The organism is Bacillus sp. SH7-1 (genome assembly GCF_008042405.1).
Taxonomy (GTDB): domain Bacteria; phylum Bacillota; class Bacilli; order Bacillales; family Bacillaceae_G; genus Bacillus_A; species Bacillus_A thuringiensis_N.
On sequence record NZ_QNUD01000041.1, the window covers coordinates 87,406 to 102,060 of the forward strand.

A 14,655-nucleotide genomic window follows, 5' to 3' on the forward strand; every position below is an offset into this window, starting at 1 on the left:
TTTGATCATGGATACACTCTTGATACTGACCGTTTTAGTAGTCATTTGCGCTTTAGCTTTTGACTTTATCAATGGATTTCACGATACAGCAAACGCTATTGCAACGGCTGTTTCAACGAAAGCTCTAAAGCCTAGACATGCAATTATTATGGCAGCTATTATGAACTTTTTAGGTGCGATGACTTTTACAGGTGTAGCAAAAACGATTACAAAAGATATCGTTGACCCATTTGCCTTGCAAAATGGTTCTCTTGTAATTTTAGCTGCTTTGCTTGCAGCAATAGCTTGGAATTTAATTACTTGGTACTACGGTATTCCAAGTAGTTCTTCGCATGCGATTATTGGCTCAATCGCAGGTGCAGCTATCGCTGCTGCTGGTATTAGCTCGTTAAATCTTAAAGGATTCATAAAAATTCTTGAAGCTTTAATCATTTCACCGATTATCGCTTTTGTTATTGGTTATATCGTATACAGTATTTTTAAAGTAGTCTTTAAAAACTTTAACTTAACGAAAACGAACAAAAACTTCCGTATATTCCAGATTTTCACTGCCGCATTGCAAGCTTATACACATGGTACGAACGATGCGCAAAAAGCAATGGGAATCATTACGATGGCTCTTATGGCCAATAACTATCATACTTCTAGCGACATCCCGTTCTGGGTACAATTATCTTGTGCAATCGCAATGGGTCTTGGTACTTCTGTCGGTGGATGGAAAATTATTAAAACTGTCGGTGGACAAATTATGAAAATTCGTCCTGTAAATGGTGTAGCAGCCGATTTATCATCATCACTTGTTATTTTCGGTGCAACATTTATTCACTTGCCAGTTAGTACGACGCACGTTATCTCTTCTTCTATTTTAGGGGTTGGTGCTTCTCACCGTGTAAAAGGTGTAAAATGGGGAACAGCAAAACGCATGTTAATTACTTGGGTTATCACACTTCCTATTTCAGCTTCATTAGCTGCTTTATTTTACTCTTTATTACACTTAATCTTTTAATTAAAAGTCGTCTTCCTTATTTTTCTAGGAAGACGACTTTTTTGTGAACAAACCTTTTTCTCTTTAAAAAGCGTGTATAATAATTGGTGGATAAGTTATATAGAGGAGTTGGCAATTTTGGAATACATCATGTTACTTTTCATCGGGCTAATCGCCGGGACAGTCGGGAGCCTAGTCGGACTTGGTGGCGGAATTATTATTGTTCCGTTATTAATCGGATTACACAGTCTATCACCACAACTTGCAGTAGGAACTTCAATGGTAACAGTCGTTTTTACAGGACTATCTTCCACCCTTACTTATATGAAACATAAACGAGTAGATTACAAAAGTGGTCTTATTTTATTTATCGGGAGTGGCCCTGGTGGTATCATCGGCTCATGGGCAAACAAATTTTTAAACCAAGATACATTTTCTTTATATTTTGGGATTTTCCTTATTTTTGTCTCCATCCTTCTTATGTTACGAGACAAATTAAAACCCCTTTCTTTATCAAATATGACTGTAATTAAGCGTTCTTTTACAGATAACGAAGGAAACACTGTACACTATCAATTTCCACCGCTTCTCGCTATCTTTATCGCCTTTATAGTTGGTTTTATATCTGGTTTATTTGGAATTGGTGGCGGTGCCTTACTTGTTCCCGCAATGATGCTCCTTTTTGCATTCCCAGCACATATTGCTGTAGCAACTTCGATGTTTATCGTATTTCTATCAGCAATTGTAAGTTCTGCAACTCACATCTCCCTTGGAAATGTCAGCTGGATTTATGCATTAATTCTTATTCCTGGTGCATGGATCGGTGGAAAAATCGGGGCTTATATCAATACAAAATTGAGCGGTAAGGCCGTAATTAATTTATTACGTATTACATTAATGATTCTCGGAACTAGATTAATCATTACTTCTTTTTTATAACGCGTTCTTTTTAGAATGCGTTTTTCTTATACACATGAATATAAAAACCCTCCTAAGAGAACAAATAAAATTAAACAAACACATAATAACATATAATTGGAAATATGTATTTTCTTCAAGTTGACCACTCCTATAACTGCGACTGTTATCTTTATGATAGCGAAAAAATAATTCACTTGCAGTTACAAAGTGCTAACAATGCAAAATCATTTATTACAAATTTTATCCTTATATTTCATTTCTTTGTATATTCTATCGGTTTAATAAAAAAAGATGTCATATTGACATCTTTTTTAATGAAGAAGTGACCATCCCATAAAATCCTCATGTACTTGGCACGCCCTCTTATCGTTTCGATCATATAATTCAGCATAACTATCTGTTTCTTCATCATAAGCCATCGTATAAATAATTTGGCCGTCTACTTCAACGGATAACACGACTCCACCTTTCATCTCTTCTACATGAATGATAGCATTCGCCGGAATTCTCATATCCGTCATTTTTATCGCATCTAACAATATACTAAACCCCCTACAGCGTATTCATTGCTAGTACTATTACACACTAAATAGTATACTACTGTAATAGCATATATTTCGTCAATGAAATTGCAGTTTAAATAGTATATTGTCTTTATACCTATACGCTAAAATAGAAGATATAGAAATGTTTAAATTGGGGGGCTAACATTGATTCTACATAAGGGAGACGTACTATTCCGTCAAGGCGAGGATGGTCCTTTATATTTTATAAAAACAGGTTTATTAAAAGTAGTAAGAATAGAAGAAGATGGAACACCGTTTTTATTCAACATTATCGTTCCAGGTGAAACGATACCTCACCATTCTTTAATTTCATCAAAGGAATATCACGGTACAGCAATCGCTTTAATAAAAACAGAAGTTGAACCTATAATTAGTAATGAATGGTACGATCAACTCCAGGCAAATCCTGCATCCTATGCAAATATCGCTATGCAATTACAATCCAAATTAAGAATGATGCAACAGCGTATCGATCAATTGACAACCGTCTCTCCGAAAGAACGTCTTCATCGCTTACAAGAGTGGTTCACACTATATTTAGGTGACATTCCAATATACGAAATATTAACACAAACCGAAATTGGTCAACTGATTGGTATACGCCGCGAAACAGTAAATCGACTATTACGAGAACAAATAAAAAACGAGGTAAAATAATACCTCGTTTTTTTGCTTATTCAAGCCCAATCTATTGTAAGCTTGCTGCTGGACCGAAAAATTCATAATGAATATGCTCTTGTTTCACACCTAACTCAGTTAGTGCAGCATTTATATGCTTCATAAATGCTACTGGACCACAGAAATAAAACTCTGCTTCAATTGTCGGAATAATAGTTTGTAACCATTCTCTTTCAACGAAACCTTCTTTATCAAAGTTCTTCATTTCTAAATCTTTTTCAGTTGGTGCAGAATAACAAGTATATGCTTTAACTTGTTCGTATTCATTATCTACTGCCTTAACGTGTTCTTTCATTGCATGTGTATTACTATTTATCGCTGCATGAACAAAATACACATTACGTTTTGAGTCTTGTTCAATTAACGTATTTAGCATACTCATCATTGGTGTAATACCTACTCCACCACTAATTAGTACAACTGGCAATGTTGAATCCATATTTAATACGAAATCTCCTGCTGGTGCACTTACTGGTAACATATCCCCTTCTTTTACATAATCATGTAAATAATTAGATACTTTACCATCTGGTGTATCTACACCTTTTTCTTTCTTTACACTAATACGATAATATTCTTTTCCTGGAGCATCTGATAAGCTATATTGACGATTATGTGTATATATTTCACCTTCAATATTTATTTGAATCGTTACATATTGTCCTGGAATGAATGAAGAAACTTTCCCTCCATCTTCAGGTTTTAAATAAAATGACGTAATAACATCGCTTTCCTTCACTTTTTTAACAACTACAAAGTTACGGAAATCTTTCCATCCACCTTCTTTATGTGCCGCTTGTTCATACATCTCTGCTTCAATGCTAATGAATGCATCAGCAATGACACCATAAGCTTCTCCCCATGCATTTAAAACTTCATCTGGTGCACCTGCGACCTCTTTAATTGCACGTAGTAAACATGTACCTACAATCGGGTAATGCTCTGCTTTAATACCTAAACTTCTATGCTTATGACCAATTTGTTTTACAACTGGAATAATAGCTTCTAAATTATCAATGTACGTTGCAGCTGCATAAACAGCATTCGCTAGCGCTTGTTGTTGTCTTCCCTTTTTCTGATTTGTATGGTTGAAAATATTCAATAACTCCGGATGTTCCGAAAATAAAATTTCATAAAATCTCGTTGTAATTTCAACGCCTTTTTCTTGTAATAATGGTACTGTTGACTTTACGATTTCAATTGTTTTTTTACTTAACATTGTATCCCACTCCTCTATTTCCTTAACTGTTTTTAGTTTAACTGAATTGTATAATACAGATTGTGATTTTAATCACTATTAACACGGTGTTTTTGTGAAAAATATATGAACATTGCATTTACAAAAGAAAATAAGCCAACTAGAATGCTAGCTCGCTTATTATTTGGACTGTATAGCTTGTTCAATTACCTTTATATCTTTCCCTTCTCCAAACTCCGTATACCCCCAGATGTTCGTTTCACCTCTATATTTATTTACGATAATATCTAAGTCATGGTATACACGATGTGCATAAACTACATACTCAATATTTTGGAGTTTTACACCTTTTTTTACAATCTCATAGCTTCTATTTACATCGCGTTTTATTTTTTCATTCTTTATGTCTGTATGTATATTTTTTAACGATGATTCTTGTTGTTGAAACCATTGTTTAAATTGGCTCCAGTCCCCTTCTGTATAATTCTCTGCTTTACCATAATTTAAGAAATTATTATAACTTTCATGTGTCATACGAATAAAATCTAGTACTTTTGTCTCTTCTTGCACATCTTCTATTTGAGCTATTGTATTTACCTCTGCAGGCTTATTCGCATAATGTAACAGCACTTTCATAAGACTATAGCTCGCAATGATCATCACGATAATAATCCCGAATACACTTAACAATTTCTTCATATACAGAACCCCTTCTCTACTAAAAATATTACAACGTATGACTATACTTGTAACATTCTCTCGTAGAAATATAATTCCTGTATAAATTCTTCCTATCATTTCGACAATATTCTTCTATACATTTCTCGTTGGCAAATATTCTTGTAAAACAATATATCCTTCATAAACTGTGTAACCAAGTATAGCCATTAATCCGATATAACAAGCAAATACCGTCCATTTCGTTTCCGTATCCACTTTATAATAGTTCTCCTGTTGTCTCTTTTCTGTAACCCATTCCTGTAATTTTATTTCTGACAATTCAAATGCTTCTCTTATATGAATTGTATGTGTTTCTTTTTCATCTTCGTATGGGACGTAATTCGGCCGCCCTAACTTTGGTAATAGATACTCTAACACTTCAATCTTTTGAAACTCTCCTGTTTTTAATTCTTTCTCTCTTTCTTTTTACCTTAATACATTTATTTCATGTTGCATCATATATATATTTCGATGTACTGCACCCGTTTCTTTTAACTCCTCTTCAAGCCTTGCAACATATTCTTTCATTCCTTCAATTCTATATCCTAATTCCTTAATTGGCCCATCTAACCGGAACACTGGAATTAAATTAAAGAAATTAATCATGCTTCCAAGTAAAATAATGAGCGCCCAAAACAGCTCTTTCGTTATCATGTAAAGTGGAATAGCCGGTAAAAATGAAAGTAATCCAAAAAGAGGTCCCATATAGGCATATATACGCTTCATCTTTTGCATTTTTCGGCATCTTCCTTCATTCCAATAAGAGCTCCCATAAACGGGATAAAGATCACGGGCGATGTTGGTATCCCTTTTCTTCTTGCCGCCCATAAATGGCCCATTTCATAAACAAACAACAAATAAATGAGTGCTACTCCAAATTTCCAACCATAAATAACCGCGTATACTCCAAGCGATAAAAACATACTAAATACCGTTGAAAACTTTGCTAATTTAAAAATTGCAAATACCCACTTTAACTTAGAAAGTAAAAATAGCCCTATTGCAACAATAATTCCCCATAATCCTTTTTTATTATTTTTCATATTCCTCTCCTTTATCTCTCATTCATGAATCATCTTCATTCATCAAAACTTGTTGTTTTCTCTATTACGACATATTTTTTTCTATTGTTAGAAATAATGTTTATTTAATCCATTTTTAGACAAAAATATAAATAAAAGGAGGTGCATATGAATGAACTTACAATCTCTCATAATAGGTGTTCTATCGTTTTTAGCTTCAACTCTTATTTTTTATACCGTTAGTTACGTATTATTATTAGATTTGTTGCCCAATCATGTCTTTATCACTCTTATCATCCTTTCCGCTCTTATGATTTCTTTTCTTATTACACGAAAATCAATGAATGAGCCATCTGCAAAAGCAAAGTAATAGAGAGGGGGGTTCCCCTCTCTATTATCATTTCCTAGGAAAGGCCATATAGACTTTACAAATTACATTCATCCCAATCCGTCAGGGCTAATTAAAGTTTCACCTTATCTTTGTAAATTCATTTTTTCACCATACTCTTTAACAATTTGAATGATATTTTGAAAAACACCTATTTTTTCTTTTTTACTATTTAATATTTTCAAATCATAATTTTCATAATATGTTTCTAATGACTTTAATTGTGATTCTGAAGCATCTTTTACCGGAACAGTAGCATGCAATTCATACTGTTTATACCCTTCCTTTACCTTTTCACCTGAAATTTTTTCGCTTTCTTTTGCTCCAATTAATTTTTGAACTTTTTCTGGGAAAATAACTTGCAAATAGTATTCTTGTTCCTTCTCTAACTTGTTGTATAATGATTGTGAAATCGTATACCGTACCGTATAATTCACTTTTTGATCGCCTGCTTTAATATGGAACGTGGTAATCTGCAAATCTTTTTTTGTTACTTCTGTTAAAGGACCTACCTGCACCTCATCTTCTTTTTGTTCTGAAACATTTGGAAATATAGCCAAAAGCTTTTCCGTATCTTTTTTATTCAGCATATACATAGCTTTCTTATGTTGTACCCATCCTCTTCTGTCTTCCCCTCTTAGCCATGCATAATATGTTTCTTTTTTTCCATCTCTACTAATTTGTATTTCATATTCAGGTTCACCAAAGCTACCTGTTATTTCTTGTTTCTCAGCTTTATCCATAATGTCTATTACTACCTTAGCTTCTGATTCTTGTAATTTTTTCTCTTTATGTTTTTTTTGTATAACGGTTACCCCTATTGTTTCTTTCACTTCATTCACCGTCTCTTCCACTTTTTTTGTTTCTTTTTTTTGCTCAACTTGACTACAAGATGCTAGTAACATAGCAAATAACAGCAATACATATTTCCTTTTCAACGTAATCCCCCTTTTACAATAAGAAATTCTTATAATCTTCATATAAAAAACAAAAACGTGACACACTATAAAATACGCTATACTAAGCATTGAAAGGAGGTTTTTTCATGTCCATTAATTTTCACGACGCAAATAATAAATACACATATGCACAGCGAAACGCCCATATTTCTTGGGGGGAAATGATAAAAAATATTACAAATATACAAAACAAGCAAATAATTGATATCGGCTGCGGGGGCGGGATTTATACGAAAGAACTTGCTCTTATGGGAGCAGAAAGTGTTGTTGGGCTTGACTTTTCAAAAGAAATATTACAGTCTGCAAAAGAAAATTGTAGCGGCTTTCCAAACATTTCATTCATTCACGGCGATGCACATAGCGTCCCATATCCTAATGATACATTCGACATTGTTATTTCGCGCGCAGTTATTCATCATTTACAAGACATTCCTACATTTCTATGTGAAGCTTCTCGCATATTAAAGAAAAACGGTGTACTTATTATACAAGACCGAACTATTGAAGATTGTACAATTCCCGGAAGCCCCGAACACATTCGTGGATATTTTTTCTCTATCTTTCCAAAACTCATTGAAATAGAATCGAAAAGACGGCCAGAAACCACCACGATACAACAAGAATTACAAAGACACTTTCTTCACGTGTTCCCCACTCAAACACAATGGGAAGTACGAAAAATACATGATTCTGTAGATGCATTGCTACAAGATTTATCACCTCGAACAGGTAGATCTATTCTATACGAATTAACAGATCATGAACTTTCTCAACTTCTACAACAGATCCAGGCTGCATTACAAAACACCTCTCCTATTATCGAAAGAGATCGGTGGACAATTTGGAGCGCCTTGAAATTGTAAGGAAGGAAGCCTCACAAAATAATGTGAGGCTTCTTTCTTTCATAATCTAATTTTGCAACACTCTTGATATCCTCCACTTCTGGCCTGTGCACTTCCACACTTCGGACATACTAAATATCTAGAATGATTTGTCAACAAACTACCTTTTTGAAAGAGTAAAACTTCTGCTTGTTTAAACGAACGCGAATAATATAACCACATAAAACCAATTATAGCAATAATGCCAAATAATACTCCCATCGCAAGCATTCCAGTCACCTCTTTTGGTTTGTTCTTTCCAGCAAGTGGATTGTTGTATTATTCTCTGTAAATTCAAATAATACCTTCTTTGCTCCTATAAATATCAACTTTCTCCACAAATTTTACAATTCTCTACAAATTTTTACTCTCGTTTTACAATCTAACTTACATCACCCCTTCACTTCAAAACAAAGCATATTACTTTTGATATTTCTCCATATAAATATATCTTTTTAAAAAAATATTGACTTTCGCAAAAAAACATGCAACAATACTGTCAGAATACTTGAATAAAAATTCATTGACGAGAACGAGTACGTTATAGGACTGTCCCCCAGAGAGTTGGCGATTTGCTGAAAGCCAACGTTCAGTGCGTAGCCGAAAATCATCTCCGAGAAGTAGAACCGAATGTACAGTAAGTTCTTACCGGCTGTCCCCCGTTACAAGGAACACGTATCATGTTGTACGTTGTAAAGCCGTATACATATAGAATCATTTCTACATGTATAAATTAGGGTGGTATCGCGGGTAAATATAACTCGTCCCTTTCTTTAGGGACGAGTTTTTTGTGTTCTTACAAATGAATTAAAAAAAGGAGGAAAAACAATGAACACTGTATCAAAAAAACATATCTTTTTCACAGGTCTTATGCTATTTTCTTTATTTTTTGGGGCAGGTAATTTAATTTTCCCTCCCATGCTTGGACAAAATGCAGGTGAAAACTTTTGGCCGGCAATGATTGGATTTTTACTAACAGGAGTCGGTTTACCATTATTAACTGTTATTGCAATTTCTTTATCAGGAAACGGTATGCAACAACTAGCAAGTCATGTTCATCCATTATTCGGAATATTCTTCACGGTAGTTGTATACATCGCAATCGGTCCTTCGATGGGAATTCCACGCGTTGCAAATGTCGCTTATGAAATGGGTGTTAGTTCTTTTTTACCAGAAACAATTCGCTCTAGTAACCTAGCACTATTTTTATACACGGTCATCTTCTTTGCTATCGTATTTTGGCTTAGTTTAAATCCATCTAAACTTGTCGATCGCATTGGAAATATATTAACACCTATTTTATTACTCTCTATTTTCTTATTATTTGCTAAAAGTGTATTTACACCACTCGGGCAATCAGGACCAGCAATGCAAGAGTATCAAACTTCTCCAATCTTCAAAGGCTTTATGGAAGGATACTTAACGATGGATACCATTTCAGCACTTGCATTTGGAATTATCGTTGTAAATGCCATTCGTTCTAAAGGTGTGACGGATCGTAAGTCCATTGCCATCGCAACAGCGAAAGCAGGACTTATTGCCGCTACCGGTCTCGTACTTGTATATGGTGCACTTGGCTGGCTCGGTGCAACTAGCGTCTCGCTCGGATACGCAAAGAATGGTGGACAACTACTTACTGTAATCGTACAACAATTATTCGGTCCATACGGCTTACTTCTACTAGCTCTGATTGTTACACTCGCTTGCTTAACGACATGTGTTGGACTCGTATCTGCATGTAGTCAATATTTCTCAACATTATTTACAAAATTTTCATACAAAATGTTTGCAAGTATCATTTGCGCTTTAGGGTTACTAGTTGCTAACTTAGGTTTAACAAAAATCATTGCCATCTCTGTTCCAATTTTACTTATTGTATATCCAATTGCAATCGTACTCGTTCTACTATCGTTACTGCATAAATACTTCGGCGGATATCGCTCTGTTTATGTAGGTGCTTTAATTGGTGCAGCTGTAGTGAGCGTATTTGATGGATTAAAACAAGGTGGTATTTCAATTTCATATATCACACCATATTTTGAATTTATCCCTTTATATAATGAAGGAATTGGCTGGCTAATACCAGCATTAGCCGGAGCTCTTATCGGCTTTATAATCGCTAAGCTAAGAGGTGCGGAAAGAGTACCCTTACTTACCGAATCTCATGAAGTAAAAGCATCCTAAAAAACTCCCTTTCGGGAGTTTTTTACTTTTGATAAGCAGTATGATTAAAACTACTTATTTTATACGCTTTCGTATAATAGTCTATATTTGTATCCACTGTTTCTACTTTGACAACATCGTAGCAATCTTCTTGCTTTACTAAAAATAAATAGTACTCTTCTGTCGCCTCAACAATTGCAATTTTATCTGTTTCAACATTATATTGTTCACAAAGTGCTTGTAATGCGTTAACATAATCCCCTAATTTTTTAGACTTATCCATACCAAATATAGTTTGAACTAACATATACATTCTCCCCTTTGTATGTACTGTTAACAACTTAATGATAACGCTTACATTTATTAACGTCAATAAAAAGATTTGGTGCAAACTAATAATCAGTGGGGATAGCCCTCCCACTGATTAAAGTTTCACTTTATCATTTCGTCAATTGATGTCTAAACGCATAAATAACCGCCTGTGTCCGGTCACTTACATTTAGCTTATTTAATATATTACTCACATGCGTCTTTACTGTTTTGAGGGCAATAAACAATTCATCTGCAATCTCTTGATTACTTTTCCCCTCTGCAATTAATAACAAAATTTCAGACTCTCTTTCTGTTAACTCCTCATGCAAAGGTTGTTCTTTCTTCTGACGCATACGAGACATCATTTTACCAGTAACTTTTGGCTCTAATACTGTTTCTCCATCATAAGTAGCCCGTACAGCGTCCGCTATATCACTCGCTCTTGATGTTTTTAATAAATAACTTGTCGCTCCGGCCTCAATAACAGGATACAATTTCTCATCATCTAAAAAGCTCGTTACAACTACAATTTTCGCTTCTGGCCATTCCTGAATAATAGCACGTGTTGCTTCAACCCCATCCATCTCGTCCATGACAAGGTCCATCAAAATAATATCCGGTCTTAATTGCAGTGCTAACTCTGAACCTTTTCTTCCATTTTCAGCTTCTCCAACTACTTCGATATCTGGTTGCGTTGATAAATATGCTGATACACCCATTCGAACCATTTCATGATCATCGACAAGTAACACTTTTATCATGATTCTCCCCCTCTCTCAATCATAATCGGTACTTTTACTTCTATTTGCGTCCCTTTAGTGGGGAAACTAAGTACTTTTAATGTCCCACCAATTTCATGAACACGCTCTTGCATTGATCTTAAACCATATGAACCAGCCTTATTCACTCCGACTTCAAATCCAACGCCATCATCAATAATTTTTAGAATTGCATATTGATCAATTTTCCGAAGACGTACTTCCGTTTTCTTCGCTTTCGCATGTCGTAAAGTATTAGATAAAGCTTCTTGCACAATACGAAATAAATGATCTTCTACACCTTTTTTCAATTCTATTGGCTCAATTAGCCATTCAATTTTCATATGTTGCTTTCGCGATAATTCCGTCAATAATTCCTCTATACCTTGTGTCAGTTTCTTACCTTCTAATTGTACAGGTCGTAAATGAAGAAGCAACGCTCTCATTTCTGATTGTGCATTTACAACCATATTCTCAACGAGTTGCAATTGCTTTCTCGTCGTTTCTGGAAATTCAGCTACTTGTTCATTAATAGCCGACATCATCATCGACATTGCAAAAAGCTGCTGACTTACAGAATCATGCAGCTCCCTCGCCAATCGATGCCTTTCTTGGGAAATCGCTTCTTGTCTCATCTCTTCATTCCAATGAGCTCGTTCATTCGTTACCTTTTGAAAGAGTCCAGCTTGCTCCTCTAATCGACGAGCCAGAACGATTACTTTTCGTTCCACTTCATGAAATTCATCATCTGCAGTAAACGAAACATCGCTCGGAAAATTCCCTCGCTCTACTTCAAATAGAAAAGTATTTAATCCTTGTATACGCTGCTCTATATAGTAACCGATTGCATATCCTACAATCCCCCCGATAAGTAAACTTGAAGTCATAATAAACAAGCCAATTGGAACAGAAGCGATGGATTCCTTCCATAATAAATCATACACTTGTTGTTCGCTTTTCCATACATATACAATTGTACAAATAAGTGCGATACTAACAGAGGACAACATAGAATAACGAATATACATCCACGAAATATTTTTTTGTTTCTTCATTATACTTTCCTCACTTCCGTATCGCCTACGACAAGCGAAGAAATAATTTTAATACGACGAGGAGCTTCTTTATACTGCTCTGTTCTAAATGTAACATTGCGATTAAAACCTGTCTCTTCATGTCCTGGCAAGAGCACACGTCCGACAATAACAGAGTGATTTAAAGACAGTTCAATATCATATGGCACATATAAACGAATATTTCCAACGATGCCTCGAATAACAATTACTGTCTCCCCTTCTGGAATCATAGCAGTTGTTAAATCTATTTCCACATCGCAAGCACCATATTGAACATTTATATCCTCAAGTTCATAAATATGATCCATCATTCGTACATTACCTACAAACATATTTTTCACATATGGTTCTGTACGATATATTTGCTTCTCTTCATCTATAATCCCTTTTTCTTTAATTTCAACCTTCATTGCTTTTTGCTGATGTCCTTGTTGAATCAATTGATAACCAATTAAAGCTAAGCAAGCAAATACGACAAGAACAAATGCTGCTGATGAAAATAAGAAGAATAAAAATACGATACCACCAACAAATAAAAATACATTTCCTCGTACATAACGATTCTTTTTACGATAATGCCTTCCAAACATAAGCATAATAAATGCAAAAATGAGACCACCTGGTTCAAAATGTCCAAGTATCATATCAAGAAAAAGACCGAATCCAAATATGATGAGGAGCATCCCCATTAATTGTGTTTTTGAAAAATGCTTCTTCATTTCAGCTCCCCCCCTTCTTGTCACATATACATAGAAGAAAAGGCATTGCTTTCCAACACCTTTTCTCCTATCACTATATCATAAGCCTGTTTTATAATATACTACTATTATTTTGTTAACTCTTTCGTTAACGATACATCATTCTTTTCTTTCATTTCACGCTCAAGCTTTGCAATTTTCATATCAAATGTGTCACGTTCATGCTCTTCATTCATACGAGTTTCTAAGTCACGAATATGATCTTCAATTTCTTCAAATCGTAAGAACGGATTATTTTCATCCATTTTATGCATAGCAGTATTCATACGACGATTTGCATGTGCCATATTTTCACGTGCCATTAATTCCATACGCTTTGCATGCATTTCTTTTAATTTATTTTTCATTTCAGAAAGACGACGCTCTAACTCATCGATTTGCTCTACAACACCCGCATACATTTCTTCTAATCGAGTTACTTGCCCTTCATAATAAGCTACCTCTTCTAACGCACGTTCGTGCAATTGTAGTTCGCCCGCTTCTTGAGCGATGATAGCCTGCTTGGATCTTTTATTAACGAAATAACGCGCTTGCTCAAGCTCACGAGCGAAATTAGATTTTAATGTTTTATGACGCTGAATTAACTTCTCAATTTTTGTTATTTCACGCTCACTATCGCGTAAATATTGATTTAACATAGCAATTGGATTTTTTCTTTCTTTCTCATCTAACACATTATGAAAATCTGCTAAAATTGCATCGCGTACACGTCCGAATAAAGATTGTTTCATTATAATCTTCCTCTCTTCTACTTTATAAATTTGATTTATTTTAATATTAGTTTTTCATTAACTTGTTCCACTCATCTTCAAAGTTGCTATATGGTTTAGAACTTTCTGAAGCAGAATCAACAACTACATCTTTTTCTTTTTTCCACTCACGGTATCCGTAGTATAAAACTACTAATGCTGCGATACCAATTAAAGCTGGGGAGTGCGAAAGTGCAATGGATAAACCGATTAAACCTACAATACCCCAAGCTAACTTTCCAAAAAATGATTGTGCTCGCACAAATGATTTATAGCTCCAGTACACAACTCCTGCTCCGATTGCGAATCCTACAATGCCAGCAAGACTACCAAGAGCAATTAAAGCCAAAATACCGGCCGCGATAAACGCTAGAAATTGTTTCATCTTGTGCTTGCCTCCCTTCAATTTGATACTCTTATCTTAACTATTTTTTCATTTTTCCATAACGAGCTTAAGAACCGTTTTCGACTCAGACTTAAGACTGAGTTGCATTCAGCCTTTTGTAAAAAACTTACGGTAG

At 34.9% G+C, this 14,655-nt stretch carries 17 protein-coding genes, 1 pseudogene and 1 other annotated feature; of the genes and pseudogenes, 6 read left to right on the forward strand and 12 right to left on the reverse strand.

Going from position 1 to position 14,655, the window contains the following annotated elements; genetic code table 11:
* Positions 1–7 precede the first annotated feature (7 nt).
* Together DN390_RS25690 and DN390_RS25695 are read left to right on the forward strand one after the other, a co-directional pair.
* Positions 8–1,006: an inorganic phosphate transporter gene (locus tag DN390_RS25690; RefSeq protein WP_060630139.1), complete on the forward strand. Its 999-nt coding sequence runs from the start codon at positions 8–10 to the stop codon at positions 1,004–1,006.
* A 117-nt stretch (positions 1,007–1,123) separates the two neighbouring features.
* Entirely contained in the window at positions 1,124–1,924 is an 801-nt protein-coding gene (locus tag DN390_RS25695; protein ID WP_060630138.1) for a sulfite exporter TauE/SafE family protein, read from the forward strand.
* Positions 1,925–2,217: 293 nt separating this feature from the next.
* Here the strand turns inward: DN390_RS25695 and DN390_RS25700 are convergent, their stop codons facing one another.
* Positions 2,218–2,445: a hypothetical protein gene (locus DN390_RS25700; RefSeq protein ID WP_000882907.1), complete on the reverse strand. Its 228-nt coding sequence runs from the start codon at positions 2,443–2,445 to the stop codon at positions 2,218–2,220.
* A 171-nt stretch (positions 2,446–2,616) separates the two neighbouring features.
* Between DN390_RS25700 and DN390_RS25705 the strand changes: the two genes are divergently transcribed.
* Positions 2,617–3,129 carry a Crp/Fnr family transcriptional regulator gene (locus tag DN390_RS25705; RefSeq protein ID WP_147808819.1) on the forward strand — a complete coding sequence of 171 codons (513 nt, stop codon included), beginning with the start codon at positions 2,617–2,619 and terminating at the stop codon, positions 3,127–3,129.
* A gap of 31 nt (positions 3,130–3,160) precedes the next feature.
* Here the strand turns inward: DN390_RS25705 and hmpA are convergent, their stop codons facing one another.
* From hmpA to DN390_RS25720, 3 genes and pseudogenes are all read right to left on the reverse strand, one after another.
* On the reverse strand, positions 3,161–4,369 hold the full coding sequence (hmpA, locus tag DN390_RS25710) for an NO-inducible flavohemoprotein (protein WP_147808820.1): 1,209 nt from the start codon (positions 4,367–4,369) through the stop codon (positions 3,161–3,163).
* A gap of 159 nt (positions 4,370–4,528) precedes the next feature.
* On the reverse strand, positions 4,529–5,047 hold the full coding sequence (locus DN390_RS25715; RefSeq protein ID WP_098264988.1) for a hypothetical protein: 519 nt from the start codon (positions 5,045–5,047) through the stop codon (positions 4,529–4,531).
* Between the two features lie 114 nt (positions 5,048–5,161).
* Positions 5,162–6,111 (reverse strand): annotated as a pseudogene (locus DN390_RS25720) (site-2 protease family protein).
* A 151-nt stretch (positions 6,112–6,262) separates the two neighbouring features.
* On the opposite strand from DN390_RS25720, the gene DN390_RS25725 reads away from it, so the two are divergent.
* The gene (locus tag DN390_RS25725) at positions 6,263–6,460 is read left to right on the forward strand and encodes a hypothetical protein (protein WP_060630134.1); all 198 of its coding nucleotides are present in this window, start codon (positions 6,263–6,265) and stop codon (positions 6,458–6,460) included.
* A gap of 104 nt (positions 6,461–6,564) precedes the next feature.
* Here the strand turns inward: DN390_RS25725 and DN390_RS25730 are convergent, their stop codons facing one another.
* Positions 6,565–7,416, reverse strand: a complete 852-nt coding sequence (locus DN390_RS25730) for a YhfM domain-containing protein (protein WP_147808821.1) — start codon at positions 7,414–7,416, stop codon at positions 6,565–6,567.
* Between the two features lie 107 nt (positions 7,417–7,523).
* Between DN390_RS25730 and DN390_RS25735 the strand changes: the two genes are divergently transcribed.
* Positions 7,524–8,300 (forward strand): class I SAM-dependent methyltransferase, encoded by a 777-nt coding sequence (locus tag DN390_RS25735; protein WP_097951209.1) that lies wholly within the window; start codon positions 7,524–7,526, stop codon positions 8,298–8,300.
* Positions 8,301–8,339: 39 nt separating this feature from the next.
* Here the strand turns inward: DN390_RS25735 and DN390_RS25740 are convergent, their stop codons facing one another.
* Complete coding sequence (locus DN390_RS25740; RefSeq protein WP_049107420.1) at positions 8,340–8,549, reverse strand: hypothetical protein; 210 nt, start codon at positions 8,547–8,549, stop codon at positions 8,340–8,342.
* A 283-nt stretch (positions 8,550–8,832) separates the two neighbouring features.
* Positions 8,833–9,090, forward strand: a binding site (T-box leader).
* A 56-nt stretch (positions 9,091–9,146) separates the two neighbouring features.
* Here DN390_RS25740 and brnQ3 point away from each other — a divergent pair.
* The gene (gene brnQ3, locus DN390_RS25745; protein ID WP_147808822.1) at positions 9,147–10,502 is read left to right on the forward strand and encodes a branched-chain amino acid transport system II carrier protein BrnQ3; all 1,356 of its coding nucleotides are present in this window, start codon (positions 9,147–9,149) and stop codon (positions 10,500–10,502) included.
* Between the two features lie 22 nt (positions 10,503–10,524).
* Here the strand turns inward: brnQ3 and DN390_RS25750 are convergent, their stop codons facing one another.
* From DN390_RS25750 to DN390_RS25775, 6 genes are all read right to left on the reverse strand, one after another.
* Complete coding sequence (locus DN390_RS25750) at positions 10,525–10,863, reverse strand: DUF3922 domain-containing protein (RefSeq protein WP_140350493.1); 339 nt, start codon at positions 10,861–10,863, stop codon at positions 10,525–10,527.
* Between the two features lie 58 nt (positions 10,864–10,921).
* Positions 10,922–11,554 carry a response regulator gene (locus DN390_RS25755; protein ID WP_000598709.1) on the reverse strand — a complete coding sequence of 211 codons (633 nt, stop codon included), beginning with the start codon at positions 11,552–11,554 and terminating at the stop codon, positions 10,922–10,924.
* Positions 11,551–12,606 (reverse strand): sensor histidine kinase, encoded by a 1,056-nt coding sequence (locus DN390_RS25760; protein ID WP_147808823.1) that lies wholly within the window; start codon positions 12,604–12,606, stop codon positions 11,551–11,553. The genes DN390_RS25755 and DN390_RS25760 overlap by 4 nt, the downstream gene beginning before the upstream one ends.
* Complete coding sequence (gene liaF / locus DN390_RS25765; protein ID WP_060630129.1) at positions 12,606–13,346, reverse strand: cell wall-active antibiotics response protein LiaF; 741 nt, start codon at positions 13,344–13,346, stop codon at positions 12,606–12,608. Before liaF ends, DN390_RS25760 begins: the two co-directional genes overlap by 1 nt.
* Before the next feature lie 107 nt (positions 13,347–13,453).
* Positions 13,454–14,116: a PspA/IM30 family protein gene (locus tag DN390_RS25770; RefSeq protein WP_000814138.1), complete on the reverse strand. Its 663-nt coding sequence runs from the start codon at positions 14,114–14,116 to the stop codon at positions 13,454–13,456.
* A 46-nt stretch (positions 14,117–14,162) separates the two neighbouring features.
* Positions 14,163–14,519 carry a lmo0954 family membrane protein gene (locus tag DN390_RS25775; RefSeq protein ID WP_060630128.1) on the reverse strand — a complete coding sequence of 119 codons (357 nt, stop codon included), beginning with the start codon at positions 14,517–14,519 and terminating at the stop codon, positions 14,163–14,165.
* Positions 14,520–14,655: the final 136 nt, after the last annotated feature.